Annotated in this window: 29 protein-coding genes; 24 read left to right on the top strand and 5 right to left on the bottom strand. The window is 33.3% G+C overall.

Annotation, left to right across the window (positions count from 1 at the left end):
- Together Q0C22_RS10510 and Q0C22_RS09980 are read left to right on the top strand one after the other, a co-directional pair.
- On the top strand, positions 1–153 hold a 153-nt coding region (locus Q0C22_RS10510; RefSeq protein WP_367172146.1), incomplete at its 5' end, for a DNA methyltransferase.
- A 134-nt stretch (positions 154–287) separates the two neighbouring features.
- Entirely contained in the window at positions 288–914 is a 627-nt protein-coding gene (locus tag Q0C22_RS09980) for a site-specific integrase (protein WP_291494339.1), read from the top strand.
- A 153-nt stretch (positions 915–1067) separates the two neighbouring features.
- Here Q0C22_RS09980 and Q0C22_RS09975 read toward each other — a convergent pair whose 3' ends face one another.
- Both Q0C22_RS09975 and Q0C22_RS09970 read right to left on the bottom strand, forming a co-directional pair.
- On the bottom strand, positions 1068–1235 hold the full coding sequence (locus Q0C22_RS09975; protein WP_291494337.1) for a hypothetical protein: 168 nt from the start codon (positions 1233–1235) through the stop codon (positions 1068–1070).
- A gap of 11 nt (positions 1236–1246) precedes the next feature.
- A complete protein-coding gene (locus tag Q0C22_RS09970; RefSeq protein WP_291494336.1) occupies positions 1247–1450 on the bottom strand; it encodes a hypothetical protein in 204 nt (67 codons plus the stop codon).
- Between the two features lie 111 nt (positions 1451–1561).
- Here Q0C22_RS09970 and dsrA point away from each other — a divergent pair, with 111 nt between their 5' ends.
- From dsrA to Q0C22_RS09910, 12 genes are read left to right on the top strand one after another with little or no spacing between them, the layout of a single operon-like run.
- A complete protein-coding gene (gene dsrA / locus Q0C22_RS09965) occupies positions 1562–2782 on the top strand; it encodes a dissimilatory-type sulfite reductase subunit alpha (RefSeq protein ID WP_291494333.1) in 1221 nt (406 codons plus the stop codon).
- A gap of 3 nt (positions 2783–2785) precedes the next feature.
- Positions 2786–3874 (top strand): dissimilatory-type sulfite reductase subunit beta, encoded by a 1089-nt coding sequence (dsrB, locus tag Q0C22_RS09960; protein ID WP_291494331.1) that lies wholly within the window; start codon positions 2786–2788, stop codon positions 3872–3874.
- Positions 3875–3884: 10 nt separating this feature from the next.
- Positions 3885–4127: a hypothetical protein gene (locus Q0C22_RS09955; protein ID WP_025392440.1), complete on the top strand. Its 243-nt coding sequence runs from the start codon at positions 3885–3887 to the stop codon at positions 4125–4127.
- A gap of 9 nt (positions 4128–4136) precedes the next feature.
- Positions 4137–5819 carry an NAD(P)-binding protein gene (locus tag Q0C22_RS09950; protein ID WP_291494329.1) on the top strand — a complete coding sequence of 561 codons (1683 nt, stop codon included), beginning with the start codon at positions 4137–4139 and terminating at the stop codon, positions 5817–5819.
- A gap of 12 nt (positions 5820–5831) precedes the next feature.
- Entirely contained in the window at positions 5832–6173 is a 342-nt protein-coding gene (locus tag Q0C22_RS09945) for a TusE/DsrC/DsvC family sulfur relay protein (protein WP_025392436.1), read from the top strand.
- A 60-nt stretch (positions 6174–6233) separates the two neighbouring features.
- Positions 6234–7004, top strand: coding sequence for a respiratory nitrate reductase subunit gamma (locus tag Q0C22_RS09940; RefSeq protein WP_291494326.1), 771 nt, complete (start codon positions 6234–6236; stop codon positions 7002–7004).
- A gap of 11 nt (positions 7005–7015) precedes the next feature.
- Positions 7016–8485, top strand: coding sequence for a sulfate reduction electron transfer complex DsrMKJOP subunit DsrK (gene dsrK / locus Q0C22_RS09935; protein ID WP_291494324.1), 1470 nt, complete (start codon positions 7016–7018; stop codon positions 8483–8485).
- A gap of 9 nt (positions 8486–8494) precedes the next feature.
- On the top strand, positions 8495–8845 hold the full coding sequence (locus Q0C22_RS09930; protein ID WP_291494322.1) for a DsrE family protein: 351 nt from the start codon (positions 8495–8497) through the stop codon (positions 8843–8845).
- A 15-nt stretch (positions 8846–8860) separates the two neighbouring features.
- A complete protein-coding gene (locus Q0C22_RS09925; protein WP_287005761.1) occupies positions 8861–9283 on the top strand; it encodes a DsrE/DsrF/DrsH-like family protein in 423 nt (140 codons plus the stop codon).
- Positions 9284–9287: 4 nt separating this feature from the next.
- Positions 9288–9839, top strand: coding sequence for a bifunctional precorrin-2 dehydrogenase/sirohydrochlorin ferrochelatase (locus tag Q0C22_RS09920; RefSeq protein ID WP_291494319.1), 552 nt, complete (start codon positions 9288–9290; stop codon positions 9837–9839).
- Complete coding sequence (locus tag Q0C22_RS09915; RefSeq protein ID WP_291494317.1) at positions 9826–11190, top strand: cobyrinate a,c-diamide synthase; 1365 nt, start codon at positions 9826–9828, stop codon at positions 11188–11190. Before Q0C22_RS09920 ends, Q0C22_RS09915 begins: the two co-directional genes overlap by 14 nt.
- A gap of 23 nt (positions 11191–11213) precedes the next feature.
- Entirely contained in the window at positions 11214–11885 is a 672-nt protein-coding gene (locus Q0C22_RS09910) for a hypothetical protein (protein ID WP_291494314.1), read from the top strand.
- Here the strand turns inward: Q0C22_RS09910 and Q0C22_RS09905 are convergent.
- A complete protein-coding gene (locus Q0C22_RS09905) occupies positions 11873–12457 on the bottom strand; it encodes a GGDEF domain-containing protein (protein WP_291494312.1) in 585 nt (194 codons plus the stop codon). The two genes, Q0C22_RS09910 and Q0C22_RS09905, sit on opposite strands and share 13 nt — an antisense overlap.
- Before the next feature lie 84 nt (positions 12458–12541).
- On the opposite strand from Q0C22_RS09905, the gene Q0C22_RS09900 reads away from it, so the two are divergent.
- Together Q0C22_RS09900 and fetB are read left to right on the top strand one after the other, a co-directional pair.
- On the top strand, positions 12542–13180 hold the full coding sequence (locus tag Q0C22_RS09900; protein WP_291494310.1) for an ATP-binding cassette domain-containing protein: 639 nt from the start codon (positions 12542–12544) through the stop codon (positions 13178–13180).
- Complete coding sequence (gene fetB / locus Q0C22_RS09895; RefSeq protein ID WP_291494308.1) at positions 13164–13943, top strand: iron export ABC transporter permease subunit FetB; 780 nt, start codon at positions 13164–13166, stop codon at positions 13941–13943. The genes Q0C22_RS09900 and fetB overlap by 17 nt, the downstream gene beginning before the upstream one ends.
- Here fetB and Q0C22_RS09890 read toward each other — a convergent pair.
- Entirely contained in the window at positions 13932–14705 is a 774-nt protein-coding gene (locus Q0C22_RS09890; RefSeq protein ID WP_291494306.1) for an MBL fold metallo-hydrolase, read from the bottom strand. The two genes, fetB and Q0C22_RS09890, sit on opposite strands and share 12 nt — an antisense overlap.
- 746 nt (positions 14706–15451) lie before the next feature.
- On the opposite strand from Q0C22_RS09890, the gene ribD reads away from it, so the two are divergent.
- The 8 genes from ribD to Q0C22_RS09850 are packed head-to-tail and all read left to right on the top strand — an operon-like array spanning position 15452 to position 21265.
- Positions 15452–16540, top strand: coding sequence for a bifunctional diaminohydroxyphosphoribosylaminopyrimidine deaminase/5-amino-6-(5-phosphoribosylamino)uracil reductase RibD (gene ribD, locus Q0C22_RS09885; protein WP_291494304.1), 1089 nt, complete (start codon positions 15452–15454; stop codon positions 16538–16540).
- Positions 16540–17142, top strand: a complete 603-nt coding sequence (locus Q0C22_RS09880; RefSeq protein ID WP_291494302.1) for a riboflavin synthase — start codon at positions 16540–16542, stop codon at positions 17140–17142. The genes ribD and Q0C22_RS09880 overlap by 1 nt, the downstream gene beginning before the upstream one ends.
- A 2-nt stretch (positions 17143–17144) precedes the next feature.
- Positions 17145–18428 (top strand): bifunctional 3,4-dihydroxy-2-butanone-4-phosphate synthase/GTP cyclohydrolase II, encoded by a 1284-nt coding sequence (locus Q0C22_RS09875; protein WP_291494300.1) that lies wholly within the window; start codon positions 17145–17147, stop codon positions 18426–18428.
- A 10-nt stretch (positions 18429–18438) separates the two neighbouring features.
- Positions 18439–18897: a 6,7-dimethyl-8-ribityllumazine synthase gene (gene ribE, locus Q0C22_RS09870; RefSeq protein WP_291494294.1), complete on the top strand. Its 459-nt coding sequence runs from the start codon at positions 18439–18441 to the stop codon at positions 18895–18897.
- Between the two features lie 6 nt (positions 18898–18903).
- On the top strand, positions 18904–19296 hold the full coding sequence (gene nusB, locus Q0C22_RS09865; RefSeq protein ID WP_291494292.1) for a transcription antitermination factor NusB: 393 nt from the start codon (positions 18904–18906) through the stop codon (positions 19294–19296).
- Complete coding sequence (pyrF, locus tag Q0C22_RS09860; protein ID WP_291494290.1) at positions 19286–19999, top strand: orotidine-5'-phosphate decarboxylase; 714 nt, start codon at positions 19286–19288, stop codon at positions 19997–19999. Before nusB ends, pyrF begins: the two co-directional genes overlap by 11 nt.
- A complete protein-coding gene (pyrE, locus tag Q0C22_RS09855) occupies positions 20000–20572 on the top strand; it encodes an orotate phosphoribosyltransferase (protein WP_291494288.1) in 573 nt (190 codons plus the stop codon).
- Between the two features lie 12 nt (positions 20573–20584).
- On the top strand, positions 20585–21265 hold the full coding sequence (locus Q0C22_RS09850; RefSeq protein ID WP_291494286.1) for a metal-dependent hydrolase: 681 nt from the start codon (positions 20585–20587) through the stop codon (positions 21263–21265).
- A gap of 33 nt (positions 21266–21298) precedes the next feature.
- Here Q0C22_RS09850 and uppP read toward each other — a convergent pair.
- Positions 21299–22180 (bottom strand): undecaprenyl-diphosphatase UppP (gene uppP, locus Q0C22_RS09845; RefSeq protein WP_291494284.1); only part of this gene is annotated, 882 nt, incomplete at its 5' end.

Genomic DNA, 22180 nt, shown 5'->3' with positions numbered 1-22180 from the left:
ATCGTTTTAGATCCTTTCATGGGGGCAGGTTCAACCGCTATAGCGTGTATCAATACGAATAGAAATTTTATTGGAATTGAGAAAGAAGAAAAATATTTTAATATTGCAAAAGAATTAATTGAAAAATATAAAAAACAAAGTAAATTAATATAAAATTTCATTTTACAGTAGATACAAAATGTAAAATGAGTTTTTATTTTTTGAAAATTTTCGACTCATAAAAAATAAAAATTCAAATTTCGCGATGCAAAAAGGTTTAAATACTTTTAAGTATTGTAAAATGAATTATGGCTAACATTATACCTTTTGATAGGAAAACGAAAATATATTCAGTTCAACCACAAATAAACGTAGAATTTTTTAACGATGAAGAACTAAATAAGATGTTTGACTGGATTTACAATCACTATCAAAATTCTAAAAACAATCGAGAGAGAAAATATTATAAAAAATATTACCTTCTTGTTAAAGTTTTGTTAAGAACAGGGGCAAGGATTGATGAAGCATTAGCAATAAGACCAATCGACATCAATTTAGATGTCAATACAATAACTTTAATCACTTTGAAGAAAAAAGACAAAAAAGCGAAAAGAGTATTGCCATTACATCCTGAATTGAAAAGTGATATTATGCAATATTACATTGACAATAACATTAACAAAAATTCTACTGATAGATTATTTCAAATGACAAGACAATCAGTAAACACATTTTTCAAAAAGATGCAAAAAGATTTAGGTTTTAGGATTCATGCACACAAATTCAGGCATACATTCGCCGTAAAAGCTTTGATGAATGGAGTTCCATTGAATGTCTTGCAGCAGTGGTTATCCCATGCATCAATATTTACGACTTCAATATACACACAAATTACAGGCATGGATACATCTCAATTCATGAATAAAATAACATAAACTATTTTTATTCATCAATCTTATAAAAAAGGATACATAAACAGTTTTTAGTTAAAAGGTATAATTGATAGTATTAAGGTTAAAAATTTCATTAAAACCGATTTAAAATATCAAAAATAAAAAATTAAAAAATATTCTCACTTAAAAAAGAAATTATAAAAAATTTTTTACATATTCCAATGCTTTTTCATAATCGTTAAATTCTTTATCCTTGTTCTCATGTTCAAATGTAATAATAACTTTGTATTTGTTATCTTTGTTTTTAAAAAGATATATCTTTTTATCATGTGAAATTGTAAATATTTCATAATCTCTTGTCATTTTAATCACCTTCACTTAAAATATTTTAATAATTCAATAACTTCTTTATTGTTTGTTTTTGAATTTACTTTATTTCTATTTTGTTCATCTTTAATATTTTCAATTTCATACTCTAACTCATCTAATCTTTTGTAAAGGTCTAAGATAAGTATTGCTAAACTCATTGCTGAAATTTCTTGTTCTTTTTTTAATTCTTCTTGTATTTCTTTTTTCAAATTTTTTATTGACTTTTATTAGATTAGTATCTAAATTTGAATATAACAAAATTATTCTTCTGTGGATGGTTATGTATTTTAAGTTTTGTTACTTATTAAAGGAGGTTTAAGATGGCAGGCACAAAACACAAAACGCCTCTTTTGGATGATCTAAAAGAAGGCAAATGGCCAAGCTTTGTCAAAGAGCTTGAAAGGGCTGCTCAGAAAAGCCCGAGAACAGAGGATTTGATTGGTCTATTGGAAAACTCTTACAGAGATCATGTTCCTCACTGGAAACATGGTGGTATGGCAGGTGTTAGAGGTTATGGGGCAGGTATAGTTGGCAGATTTTCCGATTCACCTGAAGATTTTCCGGGAACTCAGGAATACCATACAGCAAGGATAAATCAGATTGAAGGTTTTTTTTACACATCGGACATATTGAGGAAACTGGCAGATATTTGTGATGAACACGCAGGTGGTTTATTTAACTTTCATGGTTCAACAGGAGATATCCAGATACTTGGTTTTAAACAGGAAGAAGCAGAAGAGCTATTTCAAAAATGCACTCATCTGGGTTTTGATCTTGGTGGCAGTGGTTCAGCACTTAGAACACCAAGCTGCTGTGTGGGACCAGCTCGCTGCGAGTGGGCAAACTATGATACGCTTCATTTAACAGACAACCTTACAAGAGAATACCAAAATGAATTGCACAGGCCAACATTTAACTATAAGTTTAAGATCAAATGTGCAGGTTGCCCAAACGACTGTATAGCATCTGGCGCCAGGTCTGATTTATCTATCGTGGGTGTGTGGAAAGACAATATTAGAATTGATCAGAAGGAAGTTGCAGAATACGCAAAGAAATTTGATATTAAAAAGTATGTAGTTGATAAATGTCCTACTCATTGCATGGATTATACTGATGGCAAATTAACTATCGATGATTCAAACTGCGTAAAATGCATGCATTGCATTAACTCTATGCCAAAAGCTCTAAGACCTGGGTTAGAAAAAGGTGCACAAATTAGAATAGGTGCTAAAGTACCTATGGTTCAGGGTCCAAGGCTTGGGTTTATACTTATACCTTTTTACGATGTAAATAAAGACAAAGAAGAAGATTACGCTTTCTTGAAAGACTTGATTCAAAAGATATGGGATTTCTGGGATGAATACGGTACAAACAGAGAGCGTGTAGGAGAACTAATCCAAAGGGTAGGTGTAGGGAATTTCCTTGAAGCTATAGGTTTGGATCCACTACCAGAAATGGTAGAGTATCCAAGGGCAAATCCATTTATCAAATTTGAAGAATATTTAGTGCCAGACGACGAAGAAGAAGGAAAGGAGGGTTAAACTATGCCAGATGTAGATAAAGGAACAGTAAGAATTACAGATATAGGTCCACCACACTATGAAGATTTTTTACCGCCTATAATTAAAAGAAATTATGGTAAGTGGTTGTATCATGAGATTTTAAAACCAGGTGTTATGGTTCATGTTTCAGAGTCTGGTGAGAAGCTCTATACTGTAAGGGTAGGCTCAACAAGGATAGTAAGCAGTGATTTTGTAAGGGAAATATCTGATCTTGCAGATAAGTATTGCGGCGGTTACTTAAGATTTACAACGAGAAATAACTTAGAATTTCTTCTTGATAAAGAAGAAAATATTGAACCCTTAATTAAAGAAGTACAGGCATTGGGTTTTCCAGTTGGTGGGATCGATCATTCGCTTGGCAATATTGTACATACACAAGGTTGGCTGCATTGCCATACATCTGCAAGTGATGCATCAGGTGTGGTTAAAGCCTTAATGGATGAGTTTTATGATTATTTTGTTTCAGACAAATTACCCGCAAAGGTAAGAATGGCATTTGCGTGTTGTCTTAATATGTGTGGTTCTGTGGGTGCTTCTGATATTGCGATTGTGGGAATGCACAGAAGACCACCAAGGGTTATGGCAGATAGGGTAAAGGATTTGTGCGAGATACCAAGTACAATAGCGGCGTGTCCGGTAGATGCAGTAAGGCCAAAAACTATAGATGGTAAGCCTTCTGTGGAAATCGATGAAGATAGATGCGTTTATTGCGGTAACTGCTATACAGTTTGCCCTGCGCTTCCTATAGCTGATCCTCTAAATGATGGATTGGCAATATTTATTGGGGGCAAAGTTTCAAATGCAAGAACCAAGCCAACTTTTTCAAAACTGGTAGTGCCATGGCTTCCAAATAATCCGCCAAGATGGCCAGAAGTTATCGAAGCCGTAAGGACAATACTTGAAGCATACAAAGAAGGTGCAAGAAAAGGAGAACGTGTAGCAGAATGGATTGATAGGATTGGTTGGCCGAAATTCTTTAAAATAACGGGCTTTGAATTTACAAAATACCATATTGATGATTTCAGATTAGGTGAAGCAACGATGAATTACTCGAACTATGCACGATTGTAAGGAGGCTACCATGACTGATGAGCAAAAACAAAAGATAAAGGAATTTGTGGTTAATCTAGTAAAAGAATACCATGGCAAAAAAAGATTTAAACCTCAGGATTTAGAAAAAGAAGTTGAGCAAAACTTTCAAAGCGAGAATATAACAAGAAAAGATGCCAAAGCTGCTATAAAAGAACTTACAGATAATGGGGAATTGATTTATGGTTATGCAGGAGGGAGCTTTCTGACTTTGCCTGAAGATCAAACGCAATAAGGAGCTATTATGGCTGTAGTAAAGGTTAAAAAAAGTATTAAAAGTTTCAGTAAACCAACTGGCACAGAATATTCTTCTGATAGGCCAATATACGTAGAAAAGCGCCCTCCCTGTTCCGATACATGTCCAAATGGAGAACAGGTTAGGGAATTTCTCCAGTACATTGCTCAGGCACAAGATTACGGCAGGACATATGAAGAGGCCCTCGAGGGCGCTTTCTATATTATTGCTCAAACAAACCCCCTACCTTCAACTACAGGTAGGGTTTGTCCCCATCCTTGTGAATCAAGATGTAATAGAAAAGACAAGGATAGCGCCGTAAATATCAATGCCTGTGAAATGTTTATTGGCGATTTTGCACTAAAACATAAGTTACCTTTAAAAAAACTTGATGAGACATACGATGCAAAGGTAGCAATTATAGGCTCTGGACCATCTGGCTTATCCTGCGCATACCACCTTGCAAGAAGAGGTGTAAAAGTAACCATATTTGAAAAAGAAGAAAAACCCGGTGGTTTGTTATACTATGGTATACCTAATTTCAGATTACCAAAAGAAATTGTAAATGCAGAAATACAAAGGATTGTTGATCTTGGAGTAGAAATTAAATGCTCCAAGGCATTGGGAAAAGATCTAGATATTGAAGAATTAAAGAAAGAATTTGATTGTATTTACCTTGCAGTAGGTGCATACAAACCAGAAAAACCCAGATTAGAAAATATTGACAGCATAAAAGGTGTTTATAGCGGACTTGAGTTTTTATACCGTTTTGCAAATGGTGAGAAATTGGATATAGGCAAAGATGTTGTGGTGGTTGGCGCAGATACTGCAGCAGATGCTGCTATGATAAGCAAGAGATGGGGTGCAAACGTCACATTCGCCTATAGAAGAACTGTGCCAGACAAAGAGACTTTTGATAAAAAAGCTTCAAGAGAAGCCCTCGATGCTTACGAAGAAGGCATAACATTCCAGTTTGCAACAGTGCCTGTTGAACTTGTAAGTGAAAATGGAAAACTTACGGGTGTTAAATTTCAGAAAATAAAGGTAGGCGCAAAAGATGAACGTGGACATGCAGCGCAGGTAGAAAACGTAGGTGAGCCTTTCTTGGTAAAAGCTGACACATTTATTTATTCAGTAGGTCAAAAACCCGACTACACAGGCTTAGAAAAGATACTTGGCCAAACAGAAGGTTTTATAAAAATCAACGATAATTATCAGGTAGAAGGTCAGGACAAAGTGTTTGCAGGTGGCGATGTAGTGGGTCCCAGATTGATGTATGTAACTACGGCAATTGGGCATGGTTTTGCCGCGGCAGCAAATATAATTGAACATATAACAGGTAAAAAAATTATAGAACAGGATACAAGAAAAGTTATTGAATCAGACAAGATGCATTTAGATTTATATGAAACAAAACCGCGCCATGAAAGAACGTTTAGAGAACCAAATGAGCGTATTAAAGATTTTGAACCTTTCATGAATGCTTTGTCAATGGAAGAGTTTATTGAAGAGACCAAGCGTTGCATGAGTTGCGGACTTTGTTTTGACTGCGGTAATTGCTTTACATATTGTTCTCATGGAGCTGTAAAGAAATTACCAAAGGGTCAGCACTACGAGTTTCATTTAGAAACTTGTGATGGATGTATGAAGTGTTTTGAAAATTGCCCATGTGGCTATATAGAAAAAATGTAAAAAGGAGGTTTTATGGCTTTTTTAGATTTTAACGGAAAAAAAATAGAGATAGATGATGAAGGCTATATCCAGCACCAGGAAGATTGGAGCAAAGAACTTGCAGAATTTATGGCAAAACAGGATGGCATAGAACTAAAAGAAGAACATTGGAAATTGATTGATTATGTAAGAGAGTACTACAAAGAATACCAGGTTGCCCCTTCTATTAGAGCTGTAGCAAAACAGGTTGCAGAAATTTGCAATTTGCCAAATGTCAGGGAAGGTAACAAGCACATATATGTTTTGTTTCCAGAAGGCCCAGCAAGGCAGCTTGTTAGGTATGCAGGCTTATCAAAGCCAACAGGTTGTGTATAAAACTGTATAAAAAAGGCGAAAATCTTTTTTTCGCCTTTTGTTTTGCTTTTGGAGGGGATAATGGATAATTTAGATTTTGTTAGTTTTATATACGTTATTTTGACATATGCTGCTTTTGCAATTTTGATTATTGGTGTAGTTTGGAAAATAATAGTTTACGCTAAAACGCCTATGCCCGTAAAAATACCTCTTACCCCAGCACCTAAAACCAAAACAGGAGCATTTTTTAGAGTGCTTGGAGAGGTTTTTTTCTTTAAAAGCCTTTATAGGTCAAACAAAAGTACCTGGGTTGGAGGGTATGTATTTCACGTAAGTTTGGCTATAGTGCTTATTCAGCATGTTTTAAGGCATTATGTGTATGATTTTTATCACGGTAATCCTCCAGCATGGTATAATTTACTTGTACCCATAGGTCTTGTGTTTGGTACACTTATGCTTATAAGTTTGGTTTATTTGTTTTTAAGGCGAATATTTGTAGAAAGGGTCAAGTTTATAAGTGTACTATCAGATTATTTTATACTTGTATTGTTGATGCTGATTACAATAGCAGGATTGTCTGAGATAGTATTCCAAAGTCCAGCTGCGCTTGAAAAAAGTGTGGTGCAATTGGACGCATTTTTTAATAAGTTATTTATTTTCCAGCCAGTTGATATACCACACAATCCATTTTTCCTGCTACACTATACTTTAGTGTTAATACTGCTTGCCTACATACCATTTAGTAAAATTATGCACTTTGTAGGTATATTCTTTTCTCCAACACTTGCTATGAATGATGATGTAAGGGAAAATAGATATACAGATGAAAGAACAACAAGGTTAACAATTTAAGGAGGGGCAAAATGTCAAAAGAACACTACCATATTCATAAACTTACGGGCAAAATTCAGACCCCTAAGCTTTTAAGAAAAGGCAATCAGGCCAGTGAATTTACTTTCCCGGCCCTTGAAGAAGATATGGAAACTTTGGGTTTTCCCAAAAAACTACAGGAAGGCTGGCAAGATAAGGCAGTGGGTGTGTTTAAAGAACTTTTAGACAACAATAAGGCACTAAAGACATACATGGATATATGTGTAAGGTGCGGTGCTTGCACGGATAAGTGCCAGTTTTTCCTAGGTAGTGGCGATATCAACAATACACCTGTTGGCAGAGCAGAGCTTATGCGCAAGGTTTACAGGTACTATTTTACACCGTTTAGCTCAAAAGGAGAGCCATTTAGCGAACATGTATTAAAACAATGGATGTCTTATTTTTACCAGTGTTCGGAATGCAGAAGATGCTCTTATTTTTGTCCTTATGGTATAGATACAGCAGAAATTACAATGGCTGCAAGAGAAATAATGGACTCTATTGGTGTTGGTGAAAAGTATGCTACAAATACAATAACGCAAGTTTACAGAACAGGCAACAATATAGGTATAGATGCAAACGCATTAAAAAATACAATTGCAGAGTTCGAAGAAGATTTAAAAGATGAAACAGGCAAAGACATAAAAATACCAATTGATGAAGAAGGTGCAGAAGTTTTGCTTGTGCCTCCGTCTGCTGATTTTTTTGCCATACCGCATATTGAGTCAATGTTTGGTTATGCGAAGGTATTTTACAAAGCAGGTATTAGTTATACATTATCATCTTATGCATCTGAGGCTGCAAACTTTGGTATGTTTATAGGAAGTTACACAAATACCAAAGAGATAAACAAACGTATCTGGGAAGAAGCAAGAAGGCTCAAAGTAAAGCGTGTTATTATAGGCGAGTGCGGTCATGCCTGGAGAGCAGCTTATAATTACTCAAATACAATGAATGGACCATTTGATTTTCTGGACCCAAAATACCCGCAGCCATCCCATATATGCGATTTCACACTTGGCCTTATTAGAGATGGTGTAATTAAAGTAGATAAAAGCGCAAACGACGATAAAGTAGTAACCTACCACGATCCATGTAATGTAGCAAGGGCATCACGCATGGGTAGTCAACCAGGAGACCAATTTAGCATACCAAGGGATTTAATTAAATCTGTATGTAATAATTTTGTAGATATGCAGGAAGGAGCAATAAAAGCAAAAACATTCTGCTGCGGCGCAGGCGCCGGACTTTTAACAGACGAAATTATGCAAACACGCATAAATGGTGTAATGCCAAGGATGCAGGCTTTTAAGGAAGTTGTTGATAAAAATAATGTAAACTTTTTTGCTACAATTTGTGCAATATGCAAAACACAGTTTTACGCAATGTTTCCTCTTTATGGTTTTGAAAGAGACTGGGTTGGCGGTATACATCAGCTGGTAAGCGCTGCAATTGTACTGTAAGGAGTATTTATGTACAAAGTTTTGTTTCATATTGAACTTGATGCAATAGAACCCTTAAAAGTAGCAATAGGAAACATTAATAACCTTTTAAAAGAAATCCCAAAAAGCCAATGCGATATAGTGGTTGTAGCTAACTACAAAGGTCCTTTGCTATTTGTAAAAAACATGTTTGATCAGGAACTGTACACTGATATAAAGAAATTGCATGAAATGGGTGTGGTATTTTTAATGTGCAATAATTCTTTAAATAACTTGAATTTACGCAAAGAAGACTTAATTGAAGAGGTTGGCGTAACAAAAGCCGGTATTTTAGAAATCATTAAACGTCAAGCCGAAGGTTATGCTTATGTTAGAACATAAAGTATAGGAGGAAAAATGGAAAGAAAGTTAAAAAAGATATCTATAATTATATCAAGAAATGGTTTTGAAGAAGTTTTACCTGGTCTTATTATGGCAAATGGTGCCAGGATGGAAGGCATTGATGTCATGTTGTTTTTTACATCATTTGGTCTGGATGCTATAATAGATTCTAAAATGGATAATTTACCACTTATAAACAAAACACACCCGGAACTCACAATAGAAACCATGAAACAGGCAATGGAGAAATTTGATTTTCCAACAATCAGAGAGTTTGTTGAAATGATACATGACTCAGGAGCAAAAATTTATGCATGTCGTGCCACTGTTGATTTATGGGGTATAAAAGAAGAAGATTTTTGCCCGGAAGTAGATGGTATAATATCTGTTGGGCAGTTTTATACATTTTCAGATGATGCACAGATAATATTTACGTAAATTTATGGCTTATTTTCCTATTTTTGTTGACCTTAAAGACAAAGAGATAATAGTAATAGGGGCAGGAGAAGTAGCTTATAGAAAGATTGAGACTTTACTGCCCTTTGGACCCAAAATAACTGTTATTGCTAAAAATGCAATTAAAGAAATTGAGAATCTTTTTGAATTAAACAAACTTAATTTAAAAATTAAAGCATTTGATGAAACAGATATTGAAAATGACCCTTTTTTAATTATTATTGCAATAAATGATTTAGCATTACAGGAAAAGATTGCCATAATTTGCAAAGATAGAAAAATACTGGTAAATGCTGTAGACAGTCCAAAATATTGTAATTTTATATTTGGTTCTATTATACACAAAAAAGACTTAGTAATAGGCATAAATACTTCATCAAAAGCACCGGCAGTATCAAAAGCTTTAAAAAAACACATTTTATCTTGTTTACCGGATAATATAGATAAATTAATTGAAACTGTAAATTCATTAAGAAAAGTTGATGCTAAAACAATGGATAGTATAATAAAAGGTTTTTTTAAAAATGAAAGAAATTAGTGCTCCTCGCATATACATAAGTGCTTTTAAAAAAAGTTCTGGAAAAACAACCATTTCAATTGCATTATCAAAGATTTTATCCAGAAAATATAAACTTTTAACATTTAAAAAAGGACCCGACTATATAGATCCAATGTGGCTTGAGCTTGCAAGTAACAATCCTTGTTTTAATTTAGATTTTTTCTTTTTAAAAGATCGAATATATAGTTATTTTGTCAACAAAATAGATCAAAGTAAATGCAACTTTTTTTTAATAGAAGGAAACCATGGTTTGTTTGACGATATCTATCTGGATGGCAAAACGAGTAATGCCAGCCTGGCTAAGATTACAAAAACACCAGTGATAATTGTTGTAGATGTAAGTGAATTAGGTAGAAGTTTGGTAGCGTTGTTAAAAGGAATGGTAGATTTTGACAAAGATGTTTTTATATCTGGTGTTATTTTAAACAAAATTCAATCTGTAAGGCAAGAAAAAAAATTAATAGAAGCAATCAAAAATTATACAGATTTACCTGTCTTAGGTAGTCTACCAGTCCAAAGCATATCAATAACCCAAAGACATTTAGGACTAACATCAACTCTACAAGAAGAAAAAAAACAAGAATTAATAGAAAATATAGCATCTAATTTAGAAAACTATCTCGATATAACACAGATCACTAAGATTGCTTCTAATGCTCCAAAACTTTATGTTGATGATTATAGTGTGCATATTAGGAAATTAAAAAAACAGGTTGTTATTGCTATTGCTTTTGACGAAGCATTTAATTTTTACTACAAGCAGAATTTACAAAACTTACAATCTATGGGTGTTGAAATAAAAAAATTTTCTCCAATAAAAGATGAGTCTATTCCATTAGCTGATGCAATTTATATTGGAGGTGGTTTTCCTGAGTTATTTTTAGATAAGCTACAAAAAAATTTCGATCTTAGAAATCAGATAAAAAAGGCTTCCAAAGAAGGTTTGCCTATATTTGCAGAATGCGGTGGTTTAATGTATTTAACAAACAGTATTGAGTACAATGAAAATAAAGCTGAAATGTGTGGTATATTCAATTTGGAAACTCGACTTTCAGTTAAGCCAAAAGGTCATGGCTATACAATCCTATCTCCAAAAAACAAGCATAGTTTTATAGAAAATAAAAAAATATATGCGCATGAATTTCATCATGGTTTTTTCACTGATTTTGAAGATATTGAATGTTTTTTTGATGTGATAAGAGGCTATGGGATTAATGGAATTTGTGATTATGCTCTCAAAGATAATGTGATGGCAGGATTTTCTCATATTTTTGATGAGAAAAGCGATTTCTTTTATAATTGGATAAAAGAAAATAAACTTGATTCTTGAATTAATTATCGTATAATTAAAGCATGTTTTCGAAGGCATTTAATTGGCTTGTACAAGGTTTCGAGCTTTTTAAAAAAGCTGGCATAACTTTTGTTTTACAAACAGCATTTATATTTCTTACTATCACAGTCTCGTACCTAATGAAAATATTGTTTTTATCAATATTTTTGTATGTAATTCAATTAATTTTAGTGGCTGGAATGTTTATGAGTTTTGATAGAATAAAAAATTCTCAAAAGATTATATTTGACAATCTGTTTGATGGTTTTACAAATAATTTATACAATTTAATATTGCTTAGCATTATTTTTTTGCTTTCAAGTTTTATAGTTTCTTATTTTTTAGTTCAATTTGTAAATATAAAAGATCTTGTTAATAGCTATAAACACATAAATTCAATAAACTATACGCCCATTTTTATAATTATGTTAGTAGATATTGTTATAAACTTTGTTCTTATGCTTGCTATGCCTTTTATTACAATCAAAAAAATGAATGTGCTTGAAGCTATTGGAAAAAGTATAATTGTTTGTTTAAAAAATTTTTTACCTTTAGTATTTTTATTTATAATATTCCTACCGCTTGCTTTAATTGCAACATTATCACTTATAGGATGGCTTATTTTGTTCCCGGTGCTAATTGGGTCTATGTATGCAATATTTGATAGTTATATTATAGATAACTATATTACATAGTATGTTTTCTTTTCTTTTTTTGCAATGTATAAAGCCTCGTCTGCTCTTTCAATGAGAGATTCTTTATTATCGTTTAACCTAATTGATGTTGCTCCGATTGTTGCATGGATTAATAAACTGTCTGTTTGAGTTTTAAGTGCACAAACAAATTTTTTAATGTAAGCTTCAATTTTATTAAATGAGGTATGGGGCAAAATTACAGCAAATTCATCTCCACCCCACCTGCATATTATATCACTTGTGCGTGAGTTGTTTGTTAAGAAAGTAGCAAATCTTTTTAATACTTCGTCTCCTTTTAGGTGGCCATATGTGTCATTTATTTGTTTAAAACCATCTATATCCAACATACAAAGAGAAAATATGTGCCCATAACGCTCAAACCTGCATATTTCTTTATTTAAGGCATCTTCAAAATATCTTCTATTATAAAGTTTGGTTAAGTGGTCTTTGTAAGCCATATCTATAAGATTGTCGACCATTGCATAATATTGGTTCAAATTAGCATGTCTTTTTTCGATTTCGCTGCATATACGGCTTAAAAATTGCACATAATTATCCACCTGATTTTGCATTGTACACCTCAAATCTATATTTGATTGCAAAAGTATATAAAAATTATTTTGATAAATCAATAAAAAAATGATAAAATTTAAAAAATGTTTGAATTAAAACATGTAAGTGTGGAAAAAAATGGTAAAAAAATCATAGAAAATGCAACATTTAAGCTTGAATACTCTGGATTGGTATGGCTTAAAGGTGCATCGGGTAGTGGAAAATCAACAATTTTAAGAATAATGTGTGCCTTAGAGAAACCATCCAGTGGCGAAATTTTTTATAAAGGTTTATCAATTTATGAATTTGACATTCCTGAGTTTAGGTCAAAGTGTATTTATGTACCTCAAATGCCTATCCTTGGTCAGATGAATGTAATGGATTGTATTAGATTGCCATTTAGTTTTAAGTCCAATGCAAATAAAATTTTTGATGATAAAAAACTGAATGATCTACTTGAATATTTTGAATTACAGGATGTTGCAGAAAAAGACGTTACTCAACTTTCAGGTGGTGAAAAGTTGCGCATTGCAATTATAAGAGCTTTATTGCTTGATCCCGAGTGTTTATTGCTGGATGAACCCACAAGTGCCCTTGATGCTAAAATGGAGCAAAAAACATTACAATTATTAAAATCCTTATCCGATAAAAAACTTATAGTAAGTTCTTTTCACACAGAATCTATAAAAGTATTTTGCACACAAAAAATTGAAATTAAGGATCGTTATGCAATCGCAAGTTGAAACTATTTCATTAGTGCAGCTTATTATATCTTACTTCATGCTTTTTGTAGCTTTTTTTGTTAATTATACAGAAAACTTGAAGTTAACAAAAGATATTATATATTCGTTTGCCAGAATGAGCATTCAACTATTGTTAATTGGATATATTCTAAAATTTATATTCCAGATAAATAACGCGTTTGTCATTTTAATCTATTATGCTATAATGGTTTTGTTTGCAGCAAATATTGTTAAAGAAAGAACAAAAGTAAAATTTGCACATGCAAATATAATTATATTTGGTGCTATTTTTATAGCAGGGTTTGTTGTTACACTTTTTATGTCTTTTGTTAGTATTGGTCTTAAAAATCCATTTGAAGCAAGATATTTTATACCATTAGCAGGCATGATTGTTGGAAATTCAATGAATTCTACAACGATTGCAATAGAGCGTTTTTTTAGTGAAATGCACCAAAACAAACAATATATAGAAGAATTACTTTCGCTTGGTGCAACATCCAGAGAAGCTACCAGCGAATTTAAACAAAAAGCTTTTCGCTCAAGCCTTATGCCACAACTTGCAGGTGTTAGCGCTATGGGTATTGTTAGCCTTCCCGGTATGATGACAGGTCAAATACTTTCTGGCGTAAACCCAATAGAAGCTGTAAAATACCAGATGATAATACTTATAGCCATTAATACAGCAATTTGTCTTTCGGTATATATATTACTTTCTTTTGAGCAAAAGAAATTTTTTAACTCTTTTACTCAACTAAACATTTAAAAAATCCTGCGGTATTTCATAGTGCATATTGTCTATGTCTAGTTCAAGATTTTCAAGCCATGCATAAAACTTTTCTATATTTTCTTTGCCTTTTATAAAAGCACCGTGCTGGGGAGCAATGAGATCTATATCCAATTGTTTTGCCATATTAATCCATTTTTGAATCGCTATTTTGCTTGACATATATCTTTTGTGAAAACCAATCATATATTGAGTATGATTTTCAAAATTATCCACATATATATAATCCTGACCCAAAGATGCACCAAGGTCGCCGCTATATAGAATTTTTGATATTGGATCGTATATTTGAAAATTTCCTGGTGAATGTAAAAAATGAGCGGGTAATATGTAGAGCTCACAATTCTCAGTCAGTTTTATTTTAGCGCCTTTATCGTCAATCCCAATTAATTTATTTACAAATAGCGAATCAACACCAATATGAGGCAAAAACCTTATCCATAAATTTGAAATTAATGCTTTTGTTTTTGGTAGTGTCATTAGCCAGCCGTTGATTGCAGACACAATATCAGGATCCTGATGGGACAAAAAAATATATTCAATGTTACCAATACCACTTATTGCGCCAATTTCCGTCAGAACATGTTTAAATACTTTATGACCTCCTGGATCCAATATAATACTTTTTTTGTTATCAACAATTAAATGAACATTAGCTTGCACCATCTGTCCTCTACCAAAATCCTCAAGTAATATGTTTTGATGTATACCATTTGAAAATAATAATGTATTATTACCCATACAAATCCCCCCTGTATTTTATTAAATTTAATAACTATTTTAGTTTAATTTTTTTTACTAAATTTGTCAAGTTTTTTTATAGTTTATTTTTCAGGAGATTTAGTCATCAGATTCTTTAAAAGTTAACGCTTTTGTAATAACGAAAACATAACAAATTATATTCAAAGCTTATAAAAAAATATTAGATTGCCAGCAAAGCCAATACCTAGCTTACAGTAAGACGCCCGTAATTCCCTTCAAAACGGGAAAGAATGCAACAGTCACCTTTTATAAAGGTTATCATAACAGCATTCTTAAATTTGATACTTTTATATTAGACATAACGATTCTTTTGTTTTAAAAACATTTTTGTTGCATTCAAATTTGTAGAGGATAGCGCCTATTTTCTTTTAAAAGAGCTTGGTTATTGACAGACTTTTTGACAAATCTAAATCCAATATTGCTTACTGTCAAACCGCTAATTTCACTAATACAATAATCTTTTTAATTTGTCAAGTAAAAAAATCATGTAATAAAAATGTTATGTACAAGGATTAATCGAGTGATTAGTAATATAGAAACTTTTGTAAAATAGCTTTTAATTGGCCTGTAACATATTTTTACAAACAGGTGTATTTTTAATTTTTTGGGATATAAGCATTGTTGTTAAAATTGTTAAATTTTTTAAAAGATTTTATTAAATCAAACATAGAAAAGTTTTTTTGTAAAATTTGACAAAGTTTTGATAGTTTAGTATTTTCTAATCTATGGACAAAGATGAGTTGTTCATGAAAAAAGCTATAGAGCTTGCAAAGAAAGGCTTGCATAAAACATGTCCAAATCCAGCCGTAGGTGCAATTATAGTCAAAGATGGGCTAATAATTGGAAAAGGCTATCACAAAAAAGCTGGGACTGATCATGCAGAAGTAGTTGCCATAAAAAGCGTAAAAGATAAAACCATGCTTGATGGTGCTACTATGTATGTTACGCTTGAGCCTTGCAATCATTATGGCAAAACACCTCCTTGTTCAATTGCTATATTAAATTCTAACATAAAGCGTGTTGTTATTGGTATGTTAGATGTAAATAAAACTGCAAGTGGTGGTGCTGAATTTTTAAAATCTCATGGAATAGAGGTTGTAAGCGGCATACTTGAAAAAGAATGTCGTGATTTAAATAAAATATTTATTACGAACATTACAAAACAAAGACCTTTTTATGCAATGAAAGCCGCAATGCTCTTAAATGGCTGTATTTCTATAAAAGGCGGTATATCAAAGTACATTACTTCAAAAAAATCACTTGAGTATGTGCATAAGCTAAGAAGCACTTATAATGGAGTTTTAGTAGGTATAAACACAGTTTTGATGGATGATCCACTTTTAAACTGCAGATTAAAACGCTGCGGGCAACCAAAACGCATTGTGCTTGATGCCTTTTTAAAAATACCGCTTTCTGCAAGAATATTTGGTTTTGAGCCTCAAAACATATACATAGCAACGTCTGTTTCAAGTGATTCAAATAAAAAATCCATACTAAAGTCTATGGGTGTAAATATTTTGGAGTGTGCTTCAACACCTGAGGGCATAGATCTGTTTGATTTATCAAAAAAATTGCTTGAAAAAGATATTTGCAGTATTTTGGTTGAAGGCGGGTCTCGTATTCATGGATCATTTTTGAATGCGAATCTGTATGATAAAGTGCATTTATTCTATGCGCCAAAAATTACTGGCTCATATGGTGCTTTTAATGTAATTGGCTCTCAAGCAGCATCAGATTTTTCTGAAGTAAAAAACTTGAAAGACTACAATTGCAAAAAAATTGGCGATGATATAATTATTGAAGGCTATTTTTAATGTTTACAGGTATTGTAGAAGAAGTTGGCAAAGTAAAATCCATAAGAGAAAAAAGCGGCGGTTTAAGCTTATTAATAGAAGCAACACATATTTTGGATGATCTAAAAATGGGTGATTCTATTGCTGTAAACGGAGCTTGTCTGACATGTACAAAACTTGAACAAAAAGGTTTCTGGGCTGATGTATCAAAAGAAACGCTGGATAAGACAAACTTAAAATATGCAAGTGTTGGTGAGTATTTAAACCTGGAGAGGGCTTTAAAGCTCTCAGATAGACTATCCGGTCATATTGTGCTTGGGCATGTGGATTGTACGGCAAATTTATTATCCATAAAAAATACAGGGGATTTTTACATTTTGAGGGTCCAATTGTCAAAAGATATAAATAACTATGTAATTTTAAAAGGCTCTGTATGTGTTGACGGCATGAGTCTTACCGTTTCAAATTTAACAGAAAATTATTTTGAGGTTGCAGTGATTCCGCATACATTTGAGAATACAACATTGAAATTTAGAAAACCAGCATATAAATTAAACATTGAGGCTGATTATTTTGGAAAATTTATAGAAAAGTATCTTAAGAATTTAAAAGAGGTGAAGTGATTATGGAAACAAAAACTGATGTTTTTGATACAACGCTTAAATCTATCAAATACGAAGATAATAAAAATCTTCCTGCAAGCTTAAAAAGTGCATTTTGTACCACACAGGAAGCAATAGAAGAAATAAAATCAGGCAGGATGATAATCCTTGTGGACGATGAAGACAGAGAAAATGAAGGTGATTTGGTCATAGCTGCTCAATTTGCTACGCCTGAAGCTATAAATTTTATGGCAAAATATGCTCGTGGTCTTATTTGTTTTCCTGCTGAAAAACAAATTTTGGATAGATTGGGTCTGGACTTGATGGTAGAAAGCGAAGATCCATTCAGGACAGCTTTTACTGTTTCAATTGATGCAAAACATGGTACCACTACAGGCATCTCTGCAGCGGATAGATCACTTACCATCCAGACAGCAATAAAACCAGATGCAAAACCAGAAGATTTTGTTAAGCCCGGTCATGTATTTCCGCTTATTGCAAAAAAAGGTGGTGTATTGGTGAGGGCAGGCCACACAGAAGGTAGTGTGGATTTGGCCAAAATGGCAGGTCTGATCCCGGCTGCTGTGATTTGTGAGATTATGAATGAAGATGGCACTATGGCACGTACTGAGCAGTTAATTGAGTTTGCAAAACAGCATAATATTAAAATTGCTACAATTGCAGACATTATCGAATATAGGATGCGCACAGAAAAACTCATAAAAAGGCAGGCAAGCGCGCATTTACCTACAAAATATGGAGATTTTGAAATTATTGTTTATACTAATTCTATAGATAATTATGAGCATGTGGCTCTCGTAAAAGGTCACATAAGTCCCGATGAACCTGTGCTTGTTAGGGTTCATTCTTCATGCTTAACTGGCGATATTTTGGGATCCTTAAGGTGTGATTGCGGTGACCAATTGCATACTGCTATGAAAATGGTAGAAAAAGCAGGTAAAGGCGTAGTGCTATACATGCAGCAAGAAGGCAGAGGTATAGGTTTATCAAACAAAATTAAAGCCTATAAGCTTCAAGATGAAGGATACGATACAGTTGAAGCAAATGAAAAGTTAGGTTTTAAAGCGGACTTGAGAAACTATGGCATAGGCGCGCAAATGCTTGTAGATTTAGGTGTTAGAAAAATGAGGCTTATGACCAATAACCCTAAAAAAATCGTAGCTTTAAAAGGCTATGGTCTGGAAGTAGTAGAAAGAGTGCCGATAGAAATTGAGCCAAATGATGTTAATAAATGCTACCTGTCTGTTAAAAAAACTAAAATGGGACACATGTTAAATAAAGTTTAGGGAGTTATGTATGAATTATGTTGAAGGTTTGCTTAGTGCAAAAAATAAAAAAATAGCAATCATAGTTAGTAGGTTTAATAGTTTTATATCTGATAAATTGCTTGAGGGTGCAATTGATGCAATTTTGCGTGAAGGTGGTAGCAAAGACAATTTAACCATTTATAAAGTACCAGGAGCATTTGAAATACCTATTTTGCTATCAAAAATTGTAGAAAAAGATTTTGATGGTATATTATGCCTTGGCGCAATTATTAGAGGAGCTACACCTCATTTTGATTTTATTGCACAGGAGACTACAAAAGGTATAGCTCAAATAGCTCAAAAAGCCAAAATGCCAATATCTTACGGTGTGTTGACAACAGACACAATCGATCAGGCAATTGAGCGCGCTGGTACAAAAATGGGCAATAAAGGCTTTGATGCTGCATTGTCTTTGCTTGAAATGATTAATCTTTTTGAAGCAATATAATAAATTATGTCAAGGCGGACAATAAGAAGCGAAGCAATGAAATTCTTATATGCAAAAACTCTCAATGATTCATTTGCATTCTCTGATTTTTTGTGTAATTTAACAAAAATTAAAAAAGACTTGGAAAAAGAAGAGCTGGGTATGCTTGTAGATGGTATATTGAAAGTTGAAGAAAAACTTGAAGAATACATAAAAAATTGTTCAAAAGAGTATGAAAAACTCAATCAGCTTGATAAAAGCATACTCAAAGTTGGAGCATTTGAGTTATTATACACCAATTTGCCAAAAAGCATTGTTATAAACGAAGCTGTAGAAATTGCAAAAGAATACGGTGATGATGTATCTAAAGCCATTGTAAACGCAATACTTGACTGCATAGGAGAAAAATATGAAAGATAGGCTGATTGTAGCTTTGGATGTTGATACATTTGAAGATGCATGTATGATTGTTGATGAGCTTAGCGATGAAGTTTCTATTTACAAAATAGGGCTTGCGCCGTTTATAGGCTATGGTTTTAAGATTATTGATTATTTAAAATCAAAAGATAAAAAGTTTTTTTTAGATCTAAAATTTTTTGATATACCAAACACAGTTGAGCTGGCTGTTTATCAGGCTTGTGCGATGGGCGCATCCATGCTTACATTACATACAATAGGTGCAAAATCAATGATAGAAGCAGCGATTAATGGCAAAAAACGCTATGAAGATAAATTTAGCAAATCTGGCGCATTGCTACTTGGTGTTACAATTTTAACAAGCATGGATCAAGAAAGTCTAACAAATGGTATGTTTATAGAAAAGCCAATTGAAGAGGTAATTTTTAGTTTGGCTAAAAATGCTTATGAAGTGGGTCTTAGAGGTTTTGTTGCTTCACCTTTTGAGGCTAAACTTTTAAAAGATAAGCTTGGTGATGATATTGTGGTAGTTACACCTGGCATTAGAATGGATAACTCAAAAGATGATCAAAAACGTGCAAGCACACCAAGGTTTGCTATAGAAAACAAAGCAGACTATATAGTGGTTGGAAGACCAATTATAAAAGCCAAAAACCCAAAACAGGCAGCGATTGATTGTATTAAAAATATGAAAGGAGAAGATTAAATGTTAACACAAGAAGAAGCCTTAGATATCTACAAAAAATGTGGTGCTTATTTAGAAGGTCACTTTAAGCTAACAAGCGGTTTGCATAGCAAGTATTATTTGCAATCTGCGCTTGTGCTTCAATATCCAGATTATGCAGAAAGACTATGCTCGTCTATTGCAGAGCATTTTAAAGACGCCAAAATAGATGTAGTTATTGGTCCTGCTATGGGGGCAATTTTGGTTTCATATGAAGTGGCGCGACATTTAGGTGCCAGAAGTGTTTTTGCAGAACGCGTTGATAATGTACTAACACTAAAGCGTAATTTTTTTATAGAAAAAAACGAAAGGGTACTTGTTGTAGAAGATGTGGTTACTACTGGAAAAAGCGTTTACGAAACAATTGAGGTTACATTGCAGTATTCCAACAATATAGTTGGTATAGGTGCGCTTGTTGATAGAGGCGGAGGTTTTAACACAGAACTGGATTACTTTCCGCTAATAAGGCTCAATATTGTAAATTACGAACCTGAAAATTGCCCATTGTGCAAAGAAAATATACCACTTGTAAAACCAGGCAGTAGAAAAATATAAAGGAGGTGCTTTATGCAACTTACCTATTTAGGCCATGCGGCAGTTATGGCAAAAGGAAGCGTTTCTATCATTATTGACCCTTTTTTAACAGGTAATCCGCAGGCAACTATTAAACCAGGCGATGTGAAAGTAGACTACATTTTGCTTACACATGGTCATGGAGATCACATAGGCGATGCACTTGAAATTGCAAAAGCAAATTCAGCTACAATTATTGCGCCATTTGAGCTTGCAATGTATTGCCAATCAAAAGGTGCCGCAAAAGTCCATCCCATGCACATAGGTGGTGCGCATAGGTTTAGTGATTCATTCTGGGTAAAGCTTACAATAGCACATCATGGCAGCAGTGTGATAGAAGGAGATAAAATAATCTATACAGGAAACCCATGTGGTTATGTTGTCGAGCTTGATGGTAAAAAATTTTATCATTCTGGTGATACGGGCTTGTTTTTGGATATGCAATTAATTGGCGAAAATGGTCTTGACCTTGCCATTTTACCCATTGGCGACAATTTTACAATGGGCATAGCAGATGCTGCAAAAGCAGTTGAGTTTTTAAAGCCAAAGAAAGTACTTCCTATACACTATAACACCTGGGATGTAATTAAAGCAGACCCGCAGGAATTTAAGAATGCTGTAAAGTTTCCATGTGAAGTAGTAATTTTAAAACCAAACGAAACTCTAAATCTGTAGAAATTTTGGCTACTCTTTTTGGGTAGCCAATTCTTAAGCAAACACCAAATAAGCAATGCCCACTATAATCCTATAAAAACCAAAAGCCATTAGATTGTTTGTTGAAATAAAGCGCAAGAAAGTTTTGACGCTTATGATTGCAAATATCAAAGCAGTCACAAAACTTACGCCCATGGCTAAAAAGTCACTATGTGAAATTTGAGCATGGTCTTTTAATAATGCGTATGAGCCAGCACTTAGAATCGTTGGAATCGCAAGTAAAAATGAAAATTCCACAGATGTTTTTCTGTCCATACCAAGCAAAATACCGCCCACAATAGTTGCGCCAGATCTTGATACGCCAGGTATAAAGGCAAGAGCCTGGATAAAGCCAAGCAAAATGGCTTTTTTTGTACTAAGATCATCTATTTTGTAAATAGTAGGTTTCTTTTTGGATAATTCAACGGCTATAATTATAATGCCGCCTATAATTAAAGAAATTACGGTAATTTTATCATTGTACAATAAATAGTGTTTTACAGGTTTGTATACAATCAATCCTAAAATGCCTGTAGGTATAAATGCGTAAATTACCTTTTTGAGTGTTTTTATGTCCACCAAAAGTCTTTTTGCGTAAAGAATAAGCACAGCAAAAACAGCGCCAAGCTGCATAACAATTTCGTATATTTTGATAAAATCACTTGAAGGTATGCCCAGTAGCTTGCCCACCAGAGTGAGGTTTCCAGCAGCAGACACAGGCAAAAATTCCAATACGCCTTCTACAATACCCAGAATAATAGCATGAAAAATACTCATAACGGTAAGGATTTTACATATTGCTTTGTAGTTTGTCAATTTTATTTTTGAACTTGACTTTTTTGCAGAGATTAAATATACTAAAATAAAAAGGAGGTTACCTTTGGAATCAAAAAAGAC

This window comes from Desulfurella sp. (assembly GCF_023256235.1).
Classification (GTDB): domain Bacteria; phylum Campylobacterota_A; class Desulfurellia; order Desulfurellales; family Desulfurellaceae; genus Desulfurella.
Note: the sequence above shows the minus strand (reverse complement) of the source record. Positions and strands in the feature narration are given on the sequence as shown.